General features: G+C 68.4%; 22 protein-coding genes. 11 read left to right on the top strand and 11 right to left on the bottom strand.

The features are described 5' to 3' along the window. Window positions 1-11 precede the first annotated feature (11 nt). On the top strand, window positions 12-722 hold the full coding sequence (locus SOM11_RS03590; protein ID WP_192060591.1) for an exonuclease domain-containing protein: 711 nt from the start codon (window positions 12-14) through the stop codon (window positions 720-722). Window positions 723-857: 135 nt separating this feature from the next. Here the strand turns inward: SOM11_RS03590 and SOM11_RS03585 are convergent, their stop codons facing one another. The 3 genes from SOM11_RS03585 to glgA form a co-directional block, all read right to left on the bottom strand. Continuing rightward, window positions 858-1,106, bottom strand: a complete 249-nt coding sequence (locus SOM11_RS03585; RefSeq protein WP_192060376.1) for a type B 50S ribosomal protein L31 — start codon at window positions 1,104-1,106, stop codon at window positions 858-860. 133 nt (window positions 1,107-1,239) lie between these two features. Continuing rightward, window positions 1,240-2,025 (bottom strand): ABC transporter ATP-binding protein, encoded by a 786-nt coding sequence (locus SOM11_RS03580; protein WP_243213446.1) that lies wholly within the window; start codon window positions 2,023-2,025, stop codon window positions 1,240-1,242. A gap of 9 nt (window positions 2,026-2,034) precedes the next feature. Next, window positions 2,035-3,219: a glycogen synthase gene (gene glgA, locus SOM11_RS03575; RefSeq protein WP_320477197.1), complete on the bottom strand. Its 1,185-nt coding sequence runs from the start codon at window positions 3,217-3,219 to the stop codon at window positions 2,035-2,037. Window positions 3,220-3,266: 47 nt separating this feature from the next. Here glgA and SOM11_RS03570 point away from each other — a divergent pair, with 47 nt between their 5' ends. Next, window positions 3,267-4,508, top strand: a complete 1,242-nt coding sequence (locus SOM11_RS03570; RefSeq protein WP_243213442.1) for a glucose-1-phosphate adenylyltransferase — start codon at window positions 3,267-3,269, stop codon at window positions 4,506-4,508. A 37-nt stretch (window positions 4,509-4,545) separates the two neighbouring features. Further along, window positions 4,546-5,187: a phosphoserine phosphatase SerB gene (gene serB / locus SOM11_RS03565; RefSeq protein WP_192060372.1), complete on the top strand. Its 642-nt coding sequence runs from the start codon at window positions 4,546-4,548 to the stop codon at window positions 5,185-5,187. A 58-nt stretch (window positions 5,188-5,245) separates the two neighbouring features. Here the strand turns inward: serB and fabG are convergent, their stop codons facing one another. Beyond that, on the bottom strand, window positions 5,246-5,956 hold the full coding sequence (gene fabG, locus SOM11_RS03560) for a 3-oxoacyl-ACP reductase FabG (RefSeq protein WP_192060371.1): 711 nt from the start codon (window positions 5,954-5,956) through the stop codon (window positions 5,246-5,248). A 130-nt stretch (window positions 5,957-6,086) separates the two neighbouring features. Between fabG and SOM11_RS03555 the strand changes: the two genes are divergently transcribed. The 3 genes from SOM11_RS03555 to SOM11_RS03545 are packed head-to-tail and all read left to right on the top strand — an operon-like array spanning window position 6,087 to window position 7,560. Beyond that, window positions 6,087-6,455, top strand: a complete 369-nt coding sequence (locus SOM11_RS03555; RefSeq protein WP_308196137.1) for a DUF3099 domain-containing protein — start codon at window positions 6,087-6,089, stop codon at window positions 6,453-6,455. After that, on the top strand, window positions 6,455-6,697 hold the full coding sequence (locus SOM11_RS03550) for a hypothetical protein (RefSeq protein WP_243213438.1): 243 nt from the start codon (window positions 6,455-6,457) through the stop codon (window positions 6,695-6,697). The genes SOM11_RS03555 and SOM11_RS03550 overlap by 1 nt, the downstream gene beginning before the upstream one ends. Beyond that, entirely contained in the window at window positions 6,694-7,560 is an 867-nt protein-coding gene (locus tag SOM11_RS03545) for an SURF1 family protein (RefSeq protein WP_320477196.1), read from the top strand. The genes SOM11_RS03550 and SOM11_RS03545 overlap by 4 nt, the downstream gene beginning before the upstream one ends. A 31-nt stretch (window positions 7,561-7,591) precedes the next feature. Here SOM11_RS03545 and SOM11_RS03540 read toward each other — a convergent pair whose 3' ends face one another. Then, window positions 7,592-9,190 carry an ABC-F family ATP-binding cassette domain-containing protein gene (locus SOM11_RS03540; RefSeq protein ID WP_192060368.1) on the bottom strand — a complete coding sequence of 533 codons (1,599 nt, stop codon included), beginning with the start codon at window positions 9,188-9,190 and terminating at the stop codon, window positions 7,592-7,594. Window positions 9,191-9,338: 148 nt separating this feature from the next. Between SOM11_RS03540 and SOM11_RS03535 the strand changes: the two genes are divergently transcribed. After that, the gene (locus tag SOM11_RS03535) at window positions 9,339-9,944 is read left to right on the top strand and encodes a biotin transporter BioY (RefSeq protein WP_320477195.1); all 606 of its coding nucleotides are present in this window, start codon (window positions 9,339-9,341) and stop codon (window positions 9,942-9,944) included. Window positions 9,945-10,059: 115 nt separating this feature from the next. Here SOM11_RS03535 and SOM11_RS03530 read toward each other — a convergent pair whose 3' ends face one another. The 5 genes from SOM11_RS03530 to sufB are packed head-to-tail and all read right to left on the bottom strand — an operon-like array spanning window position 10,060 to window position 14,164. Next, on the bottom strand, window positions 10,060-10,392 hold the full coding sequence (locus tag SOM11_RS03530) for a metal-sulfur cluster assembly factor (protein ID WP_192060366.1): 333 nt from the start codon (window positions 10,390-10,392) through the stop codon (window positions 10,060-10,062). 2 nt (window positions 10,393-10,394) lie between these two features. Then, a complete protein-coding gene (gene sufC / locus SOM11_RS03525) occupies window positions 10,395-11,177 on the bottom strand; it encodes a Fe-S cluster assembly ATPase SufC (RefSeq protein ID WP_243213432.1) in 783 nt (260 codons plus the stop codon). A gap of 12 nt (window positions 11,178-11,189) precedes the next feature. Beyond that, window positions 11,190-11,528 (bottom strand): non-heme iron oxygenase ferredoxin subunit, encoded by a 339-nt coding sequence (locus SOM11_RS03520; protein WP_192060364.1) that lies wholly within the window; start codon window positions 11,526-11,528, stop codon window positions 11,190-11,192. After that, window positions 11,525-12,745 (bottom strand): Fe-S cluster assembly protein SufD, encoded by a 1,221-nt coding sequence (gene sufD, locus SOM11_RS03515; RefSeq protein ID WP_320477194.1) that lies wholly within the window; start codon window positions 12,743-12,745, stop codon window positions 11,525-11,527. The genes SOM11_RS03520 and sufD overlap by 4 nt, the downstream gene beginning before the upstream one ends. Beyond that, window positions 12,746-14,164 carry a Fe-S cluster assembly protein SufB gene (sufB, locus tag SOM11_RS03510; RefSeq protein WP_192060362.1) on the bottom strand — a complete coding sequence of 473 codons (1,419 nt, stop codon included), beginning with the start codon at window positions 14,162-14,164 and terminating at the stop codon, window positions 12,746-12,748. Window positions 14,165-14,539: 375 nt separating this feature from the next. Between sufB and SOM11_RS03505 the strand changes: the two genes are divergently transcribed. Continuing rightward, window positions 14,540-15,478, top strand: coding sequence for a COX15/CtaA family protein (locus SOM11_RS03505; RefSeq protein WP_414655446.1), 939 nt, complete (start codon window positions 14,540-14,542; stop codon window positions 15,476-15,478). Between the two features lie 17 nt (window positions 15,479-15,495). Here SOM11_RS03505 and SOM11_RS03500 read toward each other — a convergent pair whose 3' ends face one another. Continuing rightward, the gene (locus SOM11_RS03500; RefSeq protein WP_192060360.1) at window positions 15,496-16,419 is read right to left on the bottom strand and encodes a heme o synthase; all 924 of its coding nucleotides are present in this window, start codon (window positions 16,417-16,419) and stop codon (window positions 15,496-15,498) included. Between the two features lie 297 nt (window positions 16,420-16,716). Between SOM11_RS03500 and tkt the strand changes: the two genes are divergently transcribed. Genes tkt through SOM11_RS03485 form a run of 3 tightly spaced genes read left to right on the top strand, consistent with a single transcriptional unit; the run spans window position 16,717 to window position 21,559 of the window. Continuing rightward, entirely contained in the window at window positions 16,717-18,810 is a 2,094-nt protein-coding gene (gene tkt / locus SOM11_RS03495) for a transketolase (RefSeq protein WP_320477192.1), read from the top strand. Window positions 18,811-18,839: 29 nt separating this feature from the next. After that, a complete protein-coding gene (gene tal / locus SOM11_RS03490; protein WP_192060358.1) occupies window positions 18,840-19,967 on the top strand; it encodes a transaldolase in 1,128 nt (375 codons plus the stop codon). After that, a complete protein-coding gene (locus SOM11_RS03485) occupies window positions 19,964-21,559 on the top strand; it encodes a glucose-6-phosphate isomerase (protein WP_320477191.1) in 1,596 nt (531 codons plus the stop codon). The genes tal and SOM11_RS03485 overlap by 4 nt, the downstream gene beginning before the upstream one ends. The last annotated feature ends 38 nt before the right edge of the window (window positions 21,560-21,597 follow it).

Genomic DNA, 21,597 nt, shown 5'->3' with positions numbered 1-21,597 from the left:
CGGCCGGGCCGGTGCCGTCCGAGTGGTGGAAGGCGCTCGGGGTCTTCGACCTCGAGACGACCGGAATCGACGTCGAGACGGCTCGCATCGTGACGGCTCACGTCGGCCTGATCGACGCCGACGGCACGAGCATCGCGCACGGCGCCTGGCTCGCCGACCCGGGTGTCGAGATCCCCGAGCAGGCGAGCGCGGTGCACGGCATCTCCACCGAGCAGGCCCGTGCCGAGGGGCGCCCCGCGGCCGAGGTCGTCGCCGAGGTCGTCGCCGCGGTCCGTGCGGTGTTCGCCCGTGGTGTCCCGCTGGTCGTCTACAACGCGCCGTACGACCTGACCCTCCTCGACCGTGAGGCGCGTCGGCACGGCATCGAGCCGCTGGGCGACGTCAGCACCATCGGGTGCGTCGTCGACCCGCTCGTCATCGACAAGGCCGTCGACCGGTACCGCAAGGGGAAGCGCACGCTCGAGGCCGCCGCCGGCGTGTACGGCGTCACCCTCGACGACGCTCACGATGCCGGGGCGGATGCCATCGCAGCCGGCCGGGTGGCCCAGGCCATGGCCGAGAAGTTCCCCGACCAGCTGGCGGTCCCGTCGACCCGGCTGCACGATCTCCAGATCGACTGGTGCCAGACCCAGGCCGAGAGCTTCCAGCAGTACATGCGTCGCAGCAAAGACCCGACGTTCGTCGCCTGGGGCGACTGGCCGCAGCGGCCGATCAGCGGCTGAGTCCGCCGCCGACACTCCGACTGCGGGCGCCGCGACCTGCACAAGCGGCCGCATCCGCAGAAGGCCGTCCCCAGGCGCGCGAAACGGGGCGGCCCACCGAAGTGGACCGCCCCGTCAGGCGGAAGAGATCGAGGTCTACTTGCCGAAGTTCTTGTAGCGCGAGTTGAACTTCTCGACGCGACCGGCCGAGTCGAGGATGCGCTGCTTGCCCGTGTAGAACGGGTGCGACTCGGACGAGATCTCGACGTCGATGACCGGGTAGGTCTCACCGTCGAGCTCGATGGTCTTGTCGCTCGTCGTCGTCGAGCGCGTCAGGAACGTGGCGCCCGATGCGAGGTCGCGGAAGACGATCGGCTTGTACTCGGGGTGGGTGTCGGTCTTCATGATTGTCCTAGGTCTAGCGAACGAGTGATGGAGTGGATGTCTGGGGACGTTTCCGTCGGCGGCCACGAGACCTGAGTCTCGGACCAGCTATGAACGATACCAGACGAGAGGCCGGGAACGCAGGAGGCGCGGGTCAACCGGCCGCGCGCGCCGAGTATCGCCCGTCGCGCACCTCGACCTCGAGCGAGACGCCGAACGTCGCACCGAGCGTCTCGGCCGTGAGGACCTCGGCGAGCGGCCCGGCCGCGACGACCGAGCCGTGATCGAGGAGGAGCGCGTGGGTGAAACCGCGGGGCACCTCCTCGACGTGGTGCGTCACCATGACGATGGCAGGCGCGTCGTGCGACTGCGCGTACCCGGAGAGCATCTGGAGAAGCTCCTCACGGGCGCCGAGGTCGAGGCTCGCGGCGGGTTCGTCGAGCAGGAGGAGCTCGGGGTCGGTCATCACGGCCCGGGCGATCTGCACCCGCTTCTGCTCGCCGTCGCTCAGCTCGCCGAAGGTGCGATCCGCCAGGTGATCGAGGTTCCATTCGTCGAGGACGCGATGGGCACGGCGCACGTCGACGTTCTCGTACTCCTCGTTCCAGCGGCCGGTCACCGAGTAGGCGGCGGTCAGGACGACGTCGACGACCTTCTCCTTCGGCGGGATCCGACGGGCGATCGTCGTCGACGCGAACCCGATGCGGGGGCGGAGGTCGAAGAGGTCGACGGAGCCGAGGTCTCCGCCGAGCACCTCGGCGGTGCCGGAGGACGGGTGCGACTGCGCCGCGGCGACCTGCAGCAGCGAGCTCTTGCCGGCGCCGTTGGGGCCGAGCACGACCCAGCGTTCGTCGGACTCGACACTCCAGCTGACGGTGTCGACGACGGCTTTGCCGCCCCGGACGATCGAGACATCGGACAGCTTCAGGACGGTAGGCATGACCCCAGCCTATCGACGGAGTCCGGCGTAGACCCCGAGGGTCCGCTCGGCGATCCGCGACCACGAGAACTCCGCCTCGGCGCGCATCCGGCCGGCTCGACCCATCAGCTTCGCGAGGCCCGGGTCTGACACGACGTCGATGAGGATCCCGGCGAGGTCCCGGACGAAGCGATCGGGGTCGGTGGGCGTCCCCGTGCCGTCCTGCGCCTGGTCGAGGGGGACGACGCGCCCGGTGAGTCCGTCGGCGACGACCTCGGGGATGCCGCCGGTGCCCGAGCCGACGACGGGCACGCCGCAGGCCATGGCCTCGAGGTTCACGATGCCGAGCGGCTCGTAGATCGAGGGGCAGACGAAGGTCGTCGCCGAGGTGAGCACGGCGCTGAGCTCGTGCCGCGGGAGCACGCGATCGATCCAGACGACGCCGGTCCGCGCCTCCTGCAGCTCGTGCACGAGGGCCGTGACCTCGGCCATGATCTCGGGGGTGTCGGGGGCTCCGGCGCAGAGGACGAGCTGGACCTCGGGAGGCAGGAGGCGCGCGGCGCGGAGCAGGTACGGCAGACCCTTCTGCCGCGTGATGCGACCGACGAAGACCACGGACGGGCGGTCGGGGTCGATGCCGAGCGACCGGACGACGTCGTCGTCGGTGACGGGGCGCCAGGCGTCGAGGTCGATCCCGTTGTAGACGACGCTGACCTTGCCCTCGTCGATGGTGGGGTACGACCGCAGGATGTCGCGGCGCATGCCCTCGCTCACCGCGATGACCGCATCGGCGGTCTCGTAGGCCTGACGCTCGATCCAGCTCGACACACGGTAGCCGCCGCCGAGCTGCTCGGCCTTCCAGGGGCGGAGGGGCTCGAGGCTGTGAGCAGTCAGCACGTGCGGCACGTCGTGCAGCATCTGCGCCAGCTGGCCGGCCGCGTTGGCGTACCAGGTGTGGCTGTGCACGACGTCGGCACCGGCGACGTCCTGGGCGGCGAGGAGGTCGCTGCCGAGGGTCCGCAGAGTGGGATTCGCCGACGCGAGGGCGGGGATCTCGGGGTAGCCCGTCGTGCCCGGCTCGTCGTCGACGTCGCCGAGGGCGCGCACACGCACGTCTATCGACTCGCGCAGGGCCTTGACGAGCTCGACGACGTGGACGCCGGCGCCTCCGTAGACGTTCGGCGGATATTCCTTGGTGATGACATCGACTCGCACGAGAGTCACCGTAGTCGTGCCGCGACGAAACGTGCCATTCTGACCTCATGGCATCAAAGAAGATCTTCGGCATCGTCCTCGCCGGCGGCGAAGGCAAGCGACTCATGCCCCTGACGGCCGACCGGGCGAAGCCCGCCGTGCCGTTCGGCGGCAACTACCGTCTGGTGGACTTCGCCCTGTCGAATCTGATCAACTCGGGTCTCCGTCAGATCGTCGTGCTGACGCAGTACAAATCGCACAGCCTCGACCGGCATGTCTCGCAGACCTGGTCCATCGAGGGGCTCCTCGGGGCGTACGTCGCCTCCGTCCCCGCCCAGCAGCGTCTCGGCAAGCGGTGGTTCGCCGGCAGCGCCGACGCCATCCTGCAGAGCCTGAACCTCCTCCGCGACGAGAAGCCCGACATCGTCGTCGTCGTCGGGGCGGATCACGTCTACCGCATGGACTTCTCCCAGATGATCGAGGCGCACATCGCCTCGGGTGCCGGCGTCACGGTGGCGGCGATCCGCCAGCCCATCTCCCTCGCCGACCAGTTCGGCGTCATCGAGGTCGACTCCGACGACCCGACGCGCATCGGGCGCTTCCTCGAGAAGCCGAAGGACGCGGTCGGTCTGCCCGACTCCCCCGACGAGATCCTCGCGTCGATGGGCAACTACGTGTTCGACGCCGACGTCCTGATCGACGCGGTGCTGCGCGACGGCGAGAACGCCGACTCCGACCACGACATGGGCGGCGACATCGTCCCCGACTTCGTCTCGCGGGGCGACGCGGCCGTCTACGACCTGAACCGCAACGAGGTCCCCGGCTCGACGGAGCGCGACCGCTACTACTGGCGCGACGTCGGTACGATCGACTCGTTCTACGACGCGCACCGCGACCTGATCTCGGCGTTGCCGATCTTCAACCTCTACAACACCGACTGGCCCATCTTCAGTCAGCAGCTGAACTCGCCTCCGGCGAAGTTCGTGCGCGACGGGCACGGCAACCTCGGCACGACCATCGACTCCATCGTCTCGCTCGGCTCGCTCCTCTCCGGCGCGCACGTCGAACGCAGCGTGCTCGGGCCGTGGAGCACGCTCGACTCCGGCTCGAAGGTCATCGACTCGGTCGTGTTCGAGAGGGCCCACATCGGGCCGAACGCGACGGTGAACCGCGCGATCCTCGACAAGGACGTCGTCATCGCAGAGGGCGCGTCGGTCGGCGTCGACCACGAGGCCGACCGGGCCCGCGGCTTCACGGTGACCCCGTCCGGCATCACCGTCGTCGGCAAGGGCGTGCGGGTCGACCAGTAGGCGACGAGCACGCTGGCGGCACCCCTAGGCTGAGCGGGTGCCGCGCTTCCTGACCGTCCTCGACGTCGACTCCACGCTGATCCGCGACGAGGTCATCGACCTCCTCGCCGAGGCGGCCGGCTCGCGAGACGAGGTCGCCCGCATCACCGAGAGCGCGATGGCGGGCGAGCTCGACTTCGCCGAGAGCCTCGCCGCCCGCGTCAAGACGCTCGAGGGGCTGCCGGTCTCGGTCGTCGACGACGTCGTCGCCCGTGTGCGTCCGACTCCGGGCGCGGCGGAGCTCGTGGCCGGGTTGCACCGGCACGGCAGTCGTGTGGCCGTGGTGTCCGGCGGGTTCCACGAGACCCTCGACCCGCTGGCCGAGTCGCTCGGTCTCGACCGGTGGCGCGCGAACCGACTCGACGTCGCCTCCGGGCGGCTCACCGGCGAGACGACCGGGCCGATCGTCGACGCCGCGGTCAAGGCGGAGTGCCTGACGGCCTGGGCGACCGAGTTCGGCATCCCCCTCGGTCAGACGATCGCCGTCGGCGACGGGGCCAACGACCTCGAGATGATGCGCGCCGCGGGGCTCTCGATCGCGTTCAACGCCAAGCCCCGGGTGCGGGCGCAGGCCGACCTCGTGGTGGCCGACCCGGAGCTCTCGCAGGTGCTCGCGGTCATGGGCCTGTCGGGCCGCTGACCAGCCGAGGAGGCGCGGTGCCGGTATCCGAGCCGCGCCTCCTCGGTCTCCGCTCCGGTCAGTGACCCATGCCGAGACCGCCGTCGACCGGGATGACCGCACCGGAGATGTACGCGGCGTCGTCGCCGGCCAGCCAGGTGATCGTGCGGGCGACCTCGGTCGCCGTCCCGTAACGCCCGGCGGGGATCGACTTCTTGTACTCGGCCTGCTTCTCGGGCGCCAGGACGGCCGTCATGTCGGTCTCGACGAAGCCGGGGGCGACGACGTTGGCCGTGATGCCCCGGGCGCCGACCTCGCGGGTGAGCGAGCGCGCGAAGCCGACGAGCGCGCTCTTCGACGCGGCGTAGTTCGCCTGACCGGCGCCGCCGTAGAGACCGACGACGCTCGAGACGAGCACGATGCGGCCGAAGCGCGCCTTGAGCATGTTCTTCGACGCGCGCTTGACGACGCGGAAGGCCCCGCCGAGGTTCGTGTCGACGACCGACGAGAAGTCCTCTTCCGTCATGCGCATCAACAGGACGTCCCTCGTGATTCCCGCGTTCGCGACGACGACCTCGACCGGGCCGAGCGCGGCCTCGACGGTCGTGAACGCCGCGTCGACCGATTCGGGGTCGGTCACGTCGGCGACGACGGTGAGGGAGCCCTCGGGGCCGGACCCGCTGCGGGCGGTGACGGCCACGCGGTGCCCGGCGGCGACGAACTCCTCGGCGATCGTGTAGCCGATGCCGCGGTTGCCTCCCGTGACGAGGACGGTACGGGGCGTGGTCATGGGAGTCTCCTCGGGGCGAGCTGAAGGGGGTGGTCCGCAGGCCGATGATGCCCGGACCGCCCACCAGCCTACTGTCGGCTACAGGGCTTAAGATCGCTCGAGGCGCCCGCCCGAGACGCACACAGAGTCCGTGAGTGAATTGAAGACATCGCAACCGATCACCTCGCTACCGCCGTCGCCGGCCGACGATCGCCATGCCCGCATGATCCGCTACCTGGTGGCCATGGGCATCCGCATCGTCTGCATCGCGCTGTGCTTCGTGATCCCCCTCAGCTGGTGGACGCTGCTCCCCGTCGCGGGAGCCGTGCTCATCCCCTACTTCGCCGTGGTGCTCGTGAACGTGGGCCACGACCCCGGTCAGAACGTCGAGCGGCCCGGCGCAATCGAGACGTACCGTCAGCCCGAGCAGCCGTGGGCACCTCCCACCGCGACACCCAGCTGGCACGAGCCGAGCAGCGACGACGGATCCGAGCGGCGGGGCCGCGGAGGCACGGCCTGATGCTCGGTCTCGGTGATGTCGGGCCCGATCGCGTCCAGTGCTCGCGTGCCGGCTGCACCGCGGTGGCGACCCGGTCGGTCAACTGGCGGAACCCCAAGATCCACGGTCTCGAACGCGTCAAGGTCTGGTCGGCCTGCGACGAGCACGTCGACTATCTCAGCGACTTCCTCCTGGCGCGCGACTTCCCCGTCGTCGTCACGGCAGCGGGTGTGACCGTCGACTCGGTCGGAGCCGCGACGTGACCGGTTGGCGCGCGGTCCTCTCGAAGAAGTGGCTCGGATACCTCGGTGTGGTCGTGGCCTTCGCCCTGATCTGCGCCATGCTCGCCAACTGGCAGTGGAACCGGCACGAGGAGAAGATGGCGGTCGTCCATCAGCTCGAGCAGCGCTACGACGCGGCGCCCGTGTCCGTGGCGGAGGCTCTGCCGTCGCTCGACTCGTACGATGCGGCCGACGAGTGGCAGCCCGTCGAGATGACGGGTCGCTACCTGGTCGACGAGACCCTGCTCGTCCGCAACCGGCCGTACAACGGCCAGCCGGGGTTCGCCGTCCTCGTGCCGTTCCGCATCGACGGCGGCGACGTCTTCGTCGTCGACCGCGGCTGGGTGCCCACCGGCAACGACCAGGACGCCCCCGACGAGATCCCCGCGCCGCCGTCGGGCGAGGTGACCGTGACGGCGCGGCTCAAGCCCGGCGAGCCGGCCGTCGGCGATCGCACCGCGGTCGCAGGCACGAACCAGATCGCCACCATCCAGCTCAGCGAGGTGCAGAAGCAGGTCGACGGGGCCATCTACTCGGCCGCGTACGGCCAGCTCATGGCTGAGAGCCCGACGCCGGCGACGGCTCCCGTCAAGTACGCCGAACCCGAGATCGACACCGGTCTCAACCTGTCGTACTTCGTGCAGTGGATCATGTTCGCCGCAGGGGCGTTCCTGTTCCTCTTCTACGTGATCCGCCAGGAGCAGCGGAACAACCGGGCCGACGCCGAGGAGGCGCTGGAGGACGGCGACGACGAGCGAGCCGACGAACGACGCCGACGTCGCGCGGCCCGGCCGCGCCACGACGACGACGTCGAAGACGAGATCCTCGACGCCGTCGGTCGCTGACGCTCGCCCTCCCCCGTCGCGACGCTGCGGATCAGGCCAGGTTGATGAGCTCGCTGTAGTCGGGCGTCCAGTGGTCTTCGGTGCCCTCGGGCATGATGAGCACGCGTTCGGGATTCAGCGCCTCGACGGCGCCCTCGTCGTGACTGACCAGCACCACGGCGCCCTCGTAGTTGGCCAGGGCGTCGAGGATCTCGAGTCGGCTGGCGGGGTCGAGGTTGTTCGTGGGCTCGTCGAGCAGCAGGACGTTGGCGCCGGAGACGACGATCATCGCGAGGGCGAGTCGGGTCTTCTCTCCGCCCGAGAGCACCCCGGCCGGTTTCGCCGAGTCGTCTCCCGTGAAGAGGAACGAACCGAGCACGCGCCGCGCCTCCATCTCGGTGATGTTCGGCGAGGACGAGACCATGTTCTCGAGGACGCTGCGCTTGACGTCGATCGTCTCGTGCTCCTGGGCGTAATAGCCGACACGGAGACCGTGACCCGGCTCCAGCTGCCCGGTGTCGGGTTCGTCGACACCCGCGAGGATGCGCAGCAGCGTGGTCTTGCCCGCACCGTTCAACCCGAGGATGACCACCTTCGAGCCCCGGTCGATCGCGAGATCGACGGCGGTGAAGATCTCGAGCGAGCCGTAGCTCTTCGAGAGGTTCGAGGCCATCAGCGGGGTCTTGCCGCAGGCGACCGGTGTCGGGAACCGCAGCTTCGCCACACGGTCGACCGCGCGGACCTCGTCGAGGCCCGCGAGCAGCTTCTCGGCACGGGCGACCATCTGGTGGGCCGCGGCGGCCTTCGACGCCTTCGCGCCGAATCGAGCCGCCTGCTTCTGCAGCGCGCTCGCCTGCTTCTCGGCGTTCGAGCGCTCCTTCTTGCGGCGCTCCTCGTCGGCGGCGCGCTGGCGCTGGTAGTTGCGCCAACCCATGTTGTAGATGTCGATCGCCTGGCGGTTGGCGTCGAGGTAGAACACGCGGTTGACGACCTCTTCCACGAGCTCGATGTCGTGACTGATCACGATCACGCCGCCCTGGTACGTCTTGAGGTACTCGCGGAGCCAGACGACGGAGTCGGCGTCGAGGTGGTTCGTCGGCTCGTCGAGGATCATCGTGTCGGCCGCGGAGAAGAGGATGCGCGCCAGCTCGATGCGTCGACGCTGACCGCCCGAGAGGGTCGACAGCGGCTGCTCGAGGATGCGGTCGGGCAGGCTGAGGTTGCTGGCGATCGATGCGGCCTCCGCCTCGGCCGCGTATCCGCCGAGCGCGTTGAAGCGATCGTCGAGATCGCCGTAGCGCTTCATGGCGCGGGCCGCGACCGCCGGGTCGTCGCTGCCCATCTCCATCGAGGCCTCCTGGATGCCCAGGAGGATCTGGCCGAGGCCGCGGGCGTCGAGGATGCGCGTGCGGGCGAGGTCCTCCGGGTTGCCGCTGCGAGGGTCTTGAGGGAGGTAGCCGATCTCGCCGGTCTTCTCGATGGAGCCCCCCGTCGGGAGGGTCTCGCCGGCCAGCGTCTTGGTCATGGTCGTCTTGCCGGCGCCGTTGCGACCGACCAGGCCGATCTTGTCGCCCTTGTCGACGCGGAACGTCACATCTTCCATCAGCAGGCGCGCGCCGACGCGAATCTCGAGGTCGTGCACGGAAAGCACAGCAGAAGTCCAATCGATTGGGGAGATGTCCACAACGCCGCCCGCCGTTGGGTCGCCCCTAAAATGATCACATCGTGTCGTGAGGGGCCGTGCGCATGGGCGTCGACCCGCCCTCAGGCCGATCAACCTACCCATTCTAGGAGACTGCATGACGAACGCCACCGCATCGACCTCACGACCGGTGCTCGCCGACCGGTTCGTGACCTCCAGCCGAGCGACCGATGCGGCTCTCGTGCTCGGTGGCGTCGCCGTCGTCTCGGTGCTCGCTCAGGTCCAGGTCCCCGTCTGGCCCGTGCCCGTCACCGGTCAGACGCTCGGGGTCATGCTCGTCGGTGCGAGCCTCGGCGCCCGCCGCGGCGCGCTCTCGCTGCTCACCTACCTCGTGCTGGGTGTGGCGGGGCTGCCGATCTTCGCCGAGTTCTCCGGCGGTCCGCTCAGCGTCCTGAAGCCGAGCTTCGGCTTCATCATCGGCTTCGTGCTCGCCGCCGGCCTCATCGGCTGGCTGTCCGAGCGCGACTGGGACAAGAAGTGGTTCCGTTCGGCGGCCGCGTTCTTCGCCGCGAGCCTCGTCCCCTTCGTCGTCGGACTCCCCTACCTGGCCGTCGTTCTCGGTCAGCTCGGATTCCCCGCCGACCTGCAGAGCGTGCTGGCCGCGGGCCTCTACCCGTTCATCGTCGGCGGCGTGGCCAAGTGGCTCATCGCCGCCGCAGCGCTGCCGGTGGCGTGGCGGGTGCTCGGACGACGCGACCGCTAGGAGGCGTCCTGCGGGGCGCGACCCGCGCCTCCTCGGAGGCACGTCGGGTTCTCCCCGGACGACGAAGAACCCCTGACCACCACAGTGGTCAGGGGTTCTTCGTCGTCGTCGTGGATCAGATCGAGAAGCCGATCGAGCGCATCATGTCGCGACCGTCGTCGGTGATCCGGTCGGGGCCCCACGGCGGCATCCACACCCAGTTGATGCGGAACGCGTCCACGACGCCGTCGAGGGCGTTCGCCGTGTCGCCCTCGATGACGTCGGTGAGGGGGCATCCGGCGGATGTCAGCGTCATGCTGATGATGAGCGCGTTCTCGTGCTCTTCGTCCATGGCGAGGTCGTAGATCAGACCGAGGTCGACGATGTTGACACCCAGCTCGGGGTCCACGACCTCTTTCAGCGCCTCGGCGACCTCGTCGAACTTCTCGGGTGCCAGTGCGACGGCCATGGTCAGTTCACCGCCGCAGCGGCCTCGGCGGCGGCTGCGGTGACGTAACGGTCGTAGCCCTCGTCCTCGAGACGGTCGGCGAGCTCGGGCCCGCCCTGCTCGGCGACGTGACCGTCGACGAAGACGTGCACGAAGTCGGGCTTGATGTAGCGGAGGATGCGCGTGTAGTGCGTGATCATCAGCAGCCCGAGACCCGTGTTGGCCTTGGCCCGGTTGACACCCTCGGAGACGATCTTCAGAGCGTCGACGTCGAGACCGGAGTCCGTCTCGTCGAGTACCGCGAACTTGGGCTTGAGAAGCTCGAGCTGCATGATCTCGTGACGCTTCTTCTCGCCGCCGGAGAACCCCTCGTTGACGTTGCGCTCGGCGAACGACGGGTCCATCTTGAGGTCCGACATGTGCGTCCGCAGGTCCTTGACCCAGCTCCGGATTGCAGGCGCTTCGCCGTCCAGGGCGGTCTTGGCCGTGCGGAGGAAGTTCGCGACCGTGACGCCGGGGATCTCGACGGGGTACTGCATCGCGAGGAACAGACCGGCCTTGGCGCGCTCGTCGACGGTCATGTCGAGGACCTCACGGCCGTCGAGGAGGATGGAGCCGCCGTCGACGTTGTAGCGCGGGTGACCGGCGATCGTGTAGGCGAGTGTGGACTTGCCGGAGCCGTTGGGCCCCATGACGGCGTGGATCTCTCCCTCGTTGATCGTCAGGTCGACGCCCTTGAGGATGGGCTTGACGCCCTGATCGGTGTCGATGCTGACCTTGAGGTCTCGGATCTCGAGTGTGGACATGATGCGTTTTCCTTACTGTGCGACGCCCGCCGGCGAGGGCGTGGCACTGGTGTCGACGTAGACGTCGCCGTCGACGACGGAGACGGCGAAGACCGGGACGGGTTCGTAGGCGGGGAGGGTGAGCGGCTTGCCGGTCGTGAGCTCGAACTTGGAGCCGTGGGCCCAGCACTCGAGGGTGTCGTCCTCGACGAAGCCCTCTGCCAAGGAGATGTCTCCGTGGGTGCAGGTGTCGCCGATCGCGTGGATCGTGCCGGCGCTGTCCTTCACGACGGCGATGGCGACCCCGTCGACGACGACGCGGAGCGCTTGTGACGGCGTGACGTCGTCGACTCCGCAGATCTTGACGCTCATCGGGTGACCGCCCCGGTTCCGGGAGCCGAGGTGAGCTCGACCTCGAGAGCCGCGATCAGACGATCCTGGAGCTCGGGCTCGCCGATCTTCTGGACGACCTCGCTGAGGAACCCGAGGACCACGAGGCGACGTGCCTCGTCTTCGGAGATGCCGCGCGACTGCAGGTAGAACAGGTGCTCGTCGTCGAAGCGACCCGTGGCGCTGGCGTGACCCGCGCCCTGGATGTCACCGGTCTCGATCTCGAGGTTGGGGATCGAGTCGGCCCGCGTGCCCTCGCTGAGCACCAGGTTGCGGTTCTGCTCGTAGCTGTCGGTGCCCGGTGCGGTGCGCCCGATCAGGACGTCGCCGATCCAGACCGTCCGAGCGCCCTCGCCCTGGAGCGCGCCCTTGTAGTTTACCCGGCTCCGCGAGTTCGGCGCGTCGTGGTTCACGTACACCTGCTGCTCGAGGTGCTGGCCCGCGTCGGCGAAGTAGACACCGTAGAGCTCGGTGTCGGCGCCCTGGCCGGCGAGATGCGCCGACGGGTTGACCCGCACGATGGACCCGCCGAGGCTGACGACGAAGTGCTTCAACTGCGCGTCGCGCCCGATCGTGGCGAAGTGACTGGCGAGGTGCTCCGCGTCGTCGTCCCACTCCTGGAGCGTCACCACGGTGAGGTGGGCGCCGTCGTCGACCACGATCTCGACGTTCTCGACGAGTCGCGCCGAGCCCGTGTTCCGCAGAACGACGAGAGAGGTCGTGTGGGCGGCGGCGTGGATGACGGTGTGACCGGCGCGCGGTTCGCGGTCGAGCCCCGAGCGACCGATGGTCACCGTGGAGGGCTCCTCGCCGGCCAGTTCGACGAGGAGGACCTTCTCGACGCTCGCCCAGGCGTTCGCCGAGGCCTTGTCTTCGGGAGTTCCGGCGGTGCCGACCCGTGCATGGGACGCGTCGACCCAGTCGACCGTCGCCCCGCCCGTCTCGCGGGCGAGATAGGCGTAAGGGGAACCGTCGAGAGGACCGTCGATGAGGGGACGGAGGCGCGCGACCGGACTGAGCTTCCAGTCGACCTCGCGACCGGTCACGTCGGGGAAGGCCGCGGGATCGGTCGACGAGAAGCGACCTGACCGGGTCTGGACCGGTACGAGACCCCATCCGCCGTCGGTGTGGGCTCCGGCGCCGTGCTGGACGCGTTCGGAGGTGCTGCTGTCTGTGGTGGTGGGTGCTGCGGCAGACATCTAGCCGACGGATCCTTCCATGCTCATCTCGATGAGCTTGTTGAGTTCGAGCGCGTACTCCATGGGCAGCTCTCGGGCGATGGGCTCGATGAAGCCGCGCACGATCATCGCCATGGCCTCGTCTTCGGCCATGCCGCGCGACATCAGGTAGAAGAGCTGCTCTTCGCTGACCCGCGACACGGTCGCCTCGTGACCGAGCTGGACGTCGTCGACGCGGATGTCGATGGCAGGGTACGTGTCGGATCGGGAGATCGTGTCGACCAGCAGAGCGTCGCAGCGGACGGTGTTCGCCGAGTGGTGCGCGGACGGGTCAACGCGGATCTCGCCGCGGTAGCCTGCGCGGCCGCCTCCACGGGCGATGGACTTCGACACGATGGAGGACGTCGTGTACGGCGCCATGTGGACCATCTTCGCGCCGGCGTCCTGGTGCTGGCCGGGGCCCGCGAAGGCGACGGAGAGGGTCTCGCCCTTGGCGTGCTCGCCCACCAGGTAGATGGACGGGTACTTCATCGTGACCTTGGACCCGATGTTGCCGTCGATCCACTCCATCGTCGCTCCCTCGTGAGCGATGGCGCGCTTGGTGACCAGGTTGTACACGTTGTTCGACCAGTTCTGGATCGTCGTGTAGCGGACGCGGGCGTTCTTCTTGACGACGATCTCGACGACCGCCGAGTGCAGCGAGTCGGACTTGTAGATGGGAGCCGTGCAGCCCTCGATGTAGTGCACGTAGCTGTCCTCGTCGGCGATGATCAGCGTGCGCTCGAACTGACCCATGTTCTCCGTGTTGATACGGAAGTAGGCCTGCAGGGGGATCTCGACGTGGACGCCCTTGGGGACGTAGACGAAGGATCCACCCGACCAGACGGAGGTGTTGAGCGCCGCGAACTTGTTGTCGCCGGCCGGGATCACGGTCCCGAAGTACTCCTGGAAGAGCTCGGGGTGCTCGCGCAGGGCCGTGTCGGTGTCCATGAAGATGACACCCTGCTGCTCGAGGTCCTCGCGGATCTGGTGGTAGACCACCTCGGACTCGTACTGCGCGGCGACACCGGCCACGAGACGGTTGCGTTCCGCTTCGGGGATCCCGAGCTTCTCGTAGGTGTTCTTGATGTCGTCCGGGAGGTCGTCCCAGGTGGTCGCCTGCTTCTCGGTGGAGCGGACGAAGTACTTGATGTTGTCGAAGTCGATGCCGGAGAGGTCTGCTCCCCAGGTCGGCATCGGCTTCTTCTCGAAGAGGGCGAGCCCCTTGAGGCGGTTCTTGAGCATCCACTCGGGCTCGTTCTTGAGCGCCGAGATGTCCGAGACGACCTCGGGTGACACGCCGCGCCGCGCCGAGGCGCCCGCCGCGTCGGAGTCGGCCCAGCCGAACTCGTACTGGCCCAGGCCTGCGAGCTCTGGTCGATCGATCAACACGTCTGACATCTCTAACCTCTTCCTTCTGCCGGAGCGAACACGGGGAGACGGATGACCATTCCCACGCCCTTCCTGCGAGCGGGCCCCGTCGGGATCCGCTCTTGTTGTGGCTCAGCCACTCGCGACGCGAGGCGACCACACCGGCGGCCGTCACCCGCACCTCTACGACCTTATTCACGGTCGGATGACAGGTGCGCGTTGCCTAGACTCGTTCTTCGTAGGGCGGCCAAGCCGCCGTACTCACATCGGTCCGAGCAGACCATGTGCGTCGACGTCGACGCCATACCGGGTTGTGTTCCTGAACCCGTTGATTCTACAGGTCGAAGCGCCGAAAGCGACGAAAGGCAGCAGTTCGTGAGCAACACACAGGTGGGTCCGGTCGGAATGCTGTCGCGCGTCAGGTCGTGGCTGCCGACGACGGTCGACCGACGGGTCCGCATCATCGCCTGGGCGTCGTTCGCCTGCCAGGTCCTCCTGATCGGCACAGGAGGCGCGGTCAGGCTCACCGGGTCGGGTCTCGGCTGCCCCACGTGGCCGCGGTGCACGCCCGAGTCGTTCGTCAGCACCCCCGAGATGGGGATCCACGGCGTCATCGAGTTCGGCAACCGTCTGCTCACCTTCGTGCTCACGATCGTCGTGATACTCGCGTTCCTGGCCGTCATCCGGATGCGCGCCGTCCGACGCGACCTCTTCGTCCTGACGCTCATCCAGGGTCTCGGCATCCCGTTCCAGGCGGCTCTGGGCGGCGTCACGGTGCTGACGGGTCTCAACCCCTACATCGTGGGTGCGCACTTCGTCGTGTCGATCTTCCTCGTCGCGCTGACGACCGTGCTCCTCTGGCGCGTCTTCAAGGGACCACGCGGGGCGTACGCGGCGACGTCGAGCGGCTACGCCCGACTCGTGCACGTCGCGGCGGCCGTCGTCGGCGTCACGGTGATCGTCGGCATCCTCACCACGGGATCCGGTCCGCATGCCGGCGACGCCGCCACACCTCGCAACGGACTCGACCCGGCCGTCATGGATCACGTCCACAGCTGGCCGGCCTACGCCACGCTCGCCCTGACCATCGCGATCGTCGTGTGGACCATCAGGGCCGGTCTCCCCCGGCGGTTCCCCGTCCTCCTGCTGGGCGTCGAACTCGTCCAGATCGCCGTCGGCATCACCCAGGCCCGCACCGGTCTTCCGCCCGTGCTGGTCGGAAGCCACATGGTGCTGTCGGCGCTGCTCGTGGCCGCCATGACCGCGGTCGTCCTGTCTCTCAAGAACGACCAGGCGCCCGACGAGATCGACGCTCCGATGGAACGGGACGTCGCGCGGATCTGATCTGCTCTCGGACCGGCTCAGAAGGCCAGGAGCGGGTCGATGCCGACCGCCAGGAAGAGCAGCGTGAGGTACGTGATCGAGCTGTGGAAGACCCGCATGGGTCGGACCTCGGCCACCTGCTGGATCGCGCGGCTGTACAGCCGGTGGGACTCCCAGATGAACCAGAGTCCGCTGGCGACGGCCACGACCGTGTAGAGGACGCCCATGCCGGCGACGGGGATGAGCAGCAGCGAGCAGACGACCGTGGCCCAGGCGTAGAGGATGACCTGCAGCCCGACGATCGATCGACCGCGCACCACGGAGAGCATGGGCACCTCGGCGGCCGCGTAGTCGTCGCGGTACTTCATCGACAGCGGCCAGTAGTGGGGCGGCGTCCAGAGGAAGATCACCATGAAGAGGATGACCGGCGCCCAGGTGAGCGAGTTCGTCACCGCCGCCCAGCCGATCAGTACGGGCATGCACCCGGCGATGCCGCCCCAGACGATGTTCTGAGGCGTGCGACGCTTCAGCCAGAGCGTGTATACGACGACGTAGAAGAGGATGGCGCCGAGCGACAGAGCGGCGGACAGCAGATTGACCGTCAGCGCGAGCCACGCGATCGACGCGACACCCACCACGTACGAGAACACGAGCGCCTCGCGATCGGACACCTCGCCGGTCACGAGCGGGCGACCCTGCGTCCGCTTCATGATCCGATCGATGTCGCGATCGATGTAGCAGTTGAAGGCAGAGGCCGAGCCCGCGCTCAAGGCGCCACCGATCAGCGTGGCGGCGACGAGCCACAGATTCGGCACCCCGCCCTGCGCCAGGAACATGGTCGGCGCCGTGGTGACGAGCAGGAGCTCCATCACGCGGGGTTTCGTGAGGGCGACGTAGGCCCGAGCCTTGCGACGGATGCCCCGGGGTTCGGTGTCGGGGCGGGTGTCTACGGCTGCGGTCATGAGTCCTCTAACGAGATGAGCGGATTGCTCGAAAAGTCTAGGCGATGATCGTCGGCGGTGACGGTTCTCTGGGAGTCACATGCGGGCAGGACCGGCATGTTCGTCCCTATACTGACAGGTGCTTGCCAGTCGCACGCCCGTTCGGCGCTGGAATCTCCGACATCGGAACCCATTTCCCCGTCTTGATCCCACCCTGCGGTGTGCGTTCGACCGAAGCCGACGACGTCTCGGCAGGCGCATGTCAGCGCGGGAGCGAATCGACCCCGCGCAATCCGCATCAAGAAGGGTCAACTTCCAGTGGCAGATCTGCAATGGGAATCCATTGACAACAAGGCAGTCGACACCGTCCGCGTTCTCGCGGCCGACTCGGTCGAGAAGGTCGGAAACGGCCACCCCGGCACGGCGATGAGCCTGGCGCCCGCCGCCTACCTCCTCTTCCAGAAGGTCATGCGCCGTGACCCGAGCGACAGCGAGTGGATCGGTCGCGACCGCTTCATCCTCTCGGTCGGTCACAGCTCGCTGACGCAGTACGTCCAGTTCTATCTCGGTGGCTACGGCCTCGAGCTCGACGACCTCAAGGCCCTCCGCACCTGGGGTTCGAAGACGCCGGGTCACCCCGAGTACGGACACACCGACGGCGTCGAGATCACGACCGGACCTCTGGGTCAGGGTCTGGCCTCCGCCGTGGGCATGGCCTACGCCGCCCGCTTCGAGCGTGGGCTCTTCGACCCCGAGGCGGCCGTCGGCACCTCGCCGTTCGATCACCACGTCTACGTGATCGCCGGCGACGGCGACCTGCAGGAGGGCGTCACCAGCGAGGCCTCCTCGCTCGCCGGCCACCAGCAGCTCGGCAACCTCGTCGTCATCTACGACTCCAACCAGATCTCGATCGAAGACGACACGAACATCGCCTTCACCGAAGACGTCCACAAGCGCTACGAGTCCTACGACTGGCACGTCCAGGTCGTCGACTGGAAGAAGACGGGCGAGTACGTCGAAGACGTCCGCGCCCTGAACGACGCCATCGAGGCCGCCAAGGCCGAGACCGGCAAGCCGTCGCTGATCATCCTCAAGACGATCATCGGCTGGCCCTCGCCCAAGAAGCAGAACAGCGGCAAGATCCACGGCTCCGCACTCGGCGCCGAAGAGCTCGCCGGCCTCAAGGAGGTCCTCGGCTTCGACCCGGAGAAGACCTTCGACGTCGACCCCGAGGTGCTCGAGCACACCCGCAAGGCCGTCGAGCGCGGTCAGGCGCAGCACGCCGAGTGGACCACGTCGTTCGACGAGTGGGCCACCGCCAACCCCGACAAGAAGACGCTGCTCGACCGCGTCCTCAAGGGCGAGCTGCCCGAGGGCCTCGACGCGGCTCTGCCCGTCTTCCCGACCGACAAAGAGGTTTCCACCCGTGCCGCCTCGGGCAAGGTCATCAACGCCATCGCCGAGGTCGTCCCCGAGTTCTGGGGTGGCTCCGCCGACCTGGCCGAGTCGAACCTGACCACGATCGCGGGCGGTGGCTCGTTCGTCCCGACCGAGTGGTCGACGCACGAATGGCAGGGCAACCCCTACGGGCGCGTCCTCCACTTCGGCATCCGCGAGCACGCCATGGGCTCGATCATGAACGGCATCGCACTGCACGGCAACACGCGCGTGTTCGGCGGGACCTTCCTGATCTTCAGCGACTACATGCGTCCTGCAGTGCGTCTCGCGGCTCTCATGAAGTCGCCCGTCACCTACGTGTGGACGCACGACTCCGTCGCCCTCGGCGAGGACGGCCCCACCCACCAGCCGGTCGAGCAGCTGGCCGCGCTGCGCGCCATCCCCGACTTCGACGTCGTCCGTCCGGCCGACGCCAACGAGACCGCCTGGGCCTGGAAGACCATCCTCGAGCGACACAGCGGCCCCGCCGGTCTGGCGCTCAGCCGCCAGAACCTCCCCGTCTTCGAACGCGGAGAGGGCGACGCCAGCGGCGACACCTTCGCCTCGGCGAAGAACGTCGCGAAGGGCGCCTACGTCCTCGCCGAGGCTCCGGGAGGCACGGCGGACGTCATCCTGATCGCCACCGGCTCCGAAGTGCAGATCGCCGTCGAGGCCCGCGAGGTGCTCAAGAGCGAGGGCATCAACGCCCGGGTCGTCTCGGCTCCCAGCCTCGAGTGGTTCGCCGAGCAGAGCGCCGAGTACAAGGAATCCGTCCTGCCCGCCGCCGTCAAGGCGCGCGTGTCCATCGAGGCCGGCATCGCGATGCCGTGGCGTGCGATCGTCGGCGACGCCGGCCGCAGCATCTCGATCGAGCACTTCGGTGCCTCCGCCGACTACAAGACGCTCTACCGCGAGTTCGGCATCACGACCGAAGCCGCCGTCGCAGCCGTCAAGGACTCGCTGGCCGCTCTCTGAGCGCCCGCGAAGAAGAGAGAAGAAGAGAAATGACCGAATCAAACACCGCACAGCTGTCCGCCGCCGGCGTCAGCATCTGGCTCGACGACCTGTCGCGTGAGCGCATCAACGCGGGCGGGCTCCAGAAGCTCATCGCCGAGCGCAACGTCGTGGGGGTCACCACGAACCCCACGATCTTCGCCTCGGCTCTGGCCAAGGGCGAGGCGTACGACGACCAGGTCGCGCTCCTCGCGAAGAGCGGCGTGAGCGTCACCGACGCCGTCTTCGAGATCACGACGGACGACGTGACGCGTGCCAGCGACATCTTCCGCGAGATCTACGACAGCTCGAAGGGATTCGACGGCCGTGTGTCGATCGAGGTCGAGCCCGGTCTGGCCCACGACGCCCAGGGCACCATCGACCAGGCGATCAAGCTGGCCGCGAAGGTCGGTCGTCCCAACGCGCTCATCAAGATCCCCGCGACGGTCGAGGGCCTCGAGGCCATCACCGCGGTGATCGCCCAGGGCATCAGCGTCAACGTCACGTTGATCTTCAGCCTCGAGCGCTACCGCGCCGTCATCAACGCCTACCTGACCGGTCTCGAGCAGGCCAAGGCCGCCGGCATCGACATCACGACGATCCACTCGGTCGCCTCGTTCTTCGTGTCGCGCGTCGACACCGAGATCGACAAGCGCCTGGACGCCGTCGGAACCGACGAGGCGAAGGCCCTCAAGGGCAAGGCCGGCGTCGCGAACGCCCAGCTCGCCTACGAGGTCTACACGCAGGCCTTCGACACCGAGCGCGCCAAGGGCCTGCTGGCCGCCGGTGCCAACAAGCAGCGTCCGCTCTGGGCCTCCACCGGTGTGAAGGACCCGAACGTGCTCGACACGACGTACGTCGTCGAGCTCGTCGCGGCCGACGTCGTCAACACGATGCCCGAGAAGACGCTCGAGGCGACCTTCGACCACGGTGACATCCGCGGCGACTCGATCAGCTCCTCCTACGCCTCCGCCAACGAGGTCATGGACGCCATCGCCGCCCAGGGCGTCTCGTACGACGAGGTCACCGAGCTGCTCGAGAAGGAGGGCGTGGAGAAGTTCATCGTCTCCTGGAACGAACTGCTCGACACCGTCACCGCCGCGCTCGAGGCGTCGAAGCCCGCCGAGGCCGCCAAGTGACCATCACGATCGCAGCGAGCGGCGCCGCCGCGGAAGCCATCGAGAAGGTCGTCCCGCAGCTGGTCGACGACCTGATCGCCTCCGGCATCACCGCTCAGAACCCCACTCTCTGGGGTCCTGACGCGGAGGACGAGTCGGCCAAGCGACTCGGCTGGACGGAGGCGGTCGTCGTCTCGACCCCGCTGATCGACCAGATCGCCGAGCTCCGCGAGGAGCTCGCGGGCAAGGGCGTCGACCACGTCGTGCTCGCGGGCATGGGCGGTTCGTCGCTGGCTCCCGAGGTCATCACACGCACCTACGGCGTCGAGCTGACGGTGCTCGACGCCACGGAGCCCGGTCAGGTCCTGACGGCCCTCGCCGACCGCCTCGAGCGCACCGTGCTCGTCGTGTCGTCGAAGTCGGGCTCGACCGTCGAGACCGCCAGCCAGCGCAAGACCTTCGAGAAGGCCTTCCGTGACGCCGGCATCGATCCCGTGGACCGCATCGTGGTCGTGACCGATCCGGGTTCGCCCCTGGACGCCTCCGCCCGGGAAGCCGGTTACCGCGTCTTCAACGCCGACCCCAACATCGGCGGTCGTTACTCGGCGCTGTCCGCCTTCGGTCTCGTGCCGTCCGGTCTGGCCGGTGCCGACATCCGCGAGCTGCTCAGTGAGGCCGACGCCGTCACCGTCGAGCTCGCGCAGGACTCCGTCGACAACCCGGGGCTCGTGCTCGGCGCCGTCATCGCCGGCACTCAGCCGCTGCGCGACAAGATCGCCATCGTCGCCGACGGCACGCACATCATCGGGTTCCCCGACTGGGCGGAGCAGCTGATCGCCGAGTCCACCGGCAAGCAGGGGCGTGGGCTCCTGCCCGTCGTCCTCGGCACCGACGGACCGGAGATCTCGCTCGACCTGCACGACGTGCAGGTGGTGCGCCTCGTCGCCAACGCAGCGGAGACCCGTGAGGTCGCCCCCGGCGAGGTGGAGATCTCCGGCTCGCTCGGCGGTCAGATCATGGTCTGGGAGTACGCGGTCGCCGTCGCCGGTCGACTGCTCGACATCAACCCGTTCGACCAGCCCGACGTCGAGTCCGCGAAGATCGCGACGCGGGCTCTCCTGGACGACCGACCCGCTCCGACTCCCCCGGCCTTCACGGCCGAGGGCGTCGAGGTGCGTCAGGTCGGCGGCCTCGAGGTCGGGGAGTCGCTCGACAGCGCTGTGACGGCGCTGCTGTCGCATCTCGACGACGACGGCTACGTGTCGATCCAGGCGTACATCGATCGGGTCGCGAACCCGGAGCTCGAGACGCTGCGCGACGCTCTCGCGGCGCGCACGAAGCGCCCCGTGACGTTCGGCTGGGGACCTCGGTTCCTGCACTCGACGGGTCAGTACCACAAGGGCGGTCCCGCCAACGGCGTGTTCCTCCAGATCACGCAGGTCGCCGAGCGCGACCTCGAGATCCCGGAGAGCCCGTTCACCTTCGGACAGCTGGTCCAGGCGCAGGCCGCCGGCGACGCGAAGGTGCTCGCCGAGCACGGCCGTCCGGTGCTCACCCTGACCGTCACCGACGTGGCCGCGGCGCTCCCCGCGCTGCTCGCCTCGCTCCGTTGACCGAGCGGGTCGGCGTCGTCCGCGACGCCGACCCGCCT

It is taken from the genome of Frigoribacterium sp. CFBP9029 (assembly GCF_034045305.1).
GTDB lineage: Bacteria > Actinomycetota > Actinomycetes > Actinomycetales > Microbacteriaceae > Frigoribacterium.
This window is presented reverse-complemented; position numbering and strand designations above follow the sequence as displayed.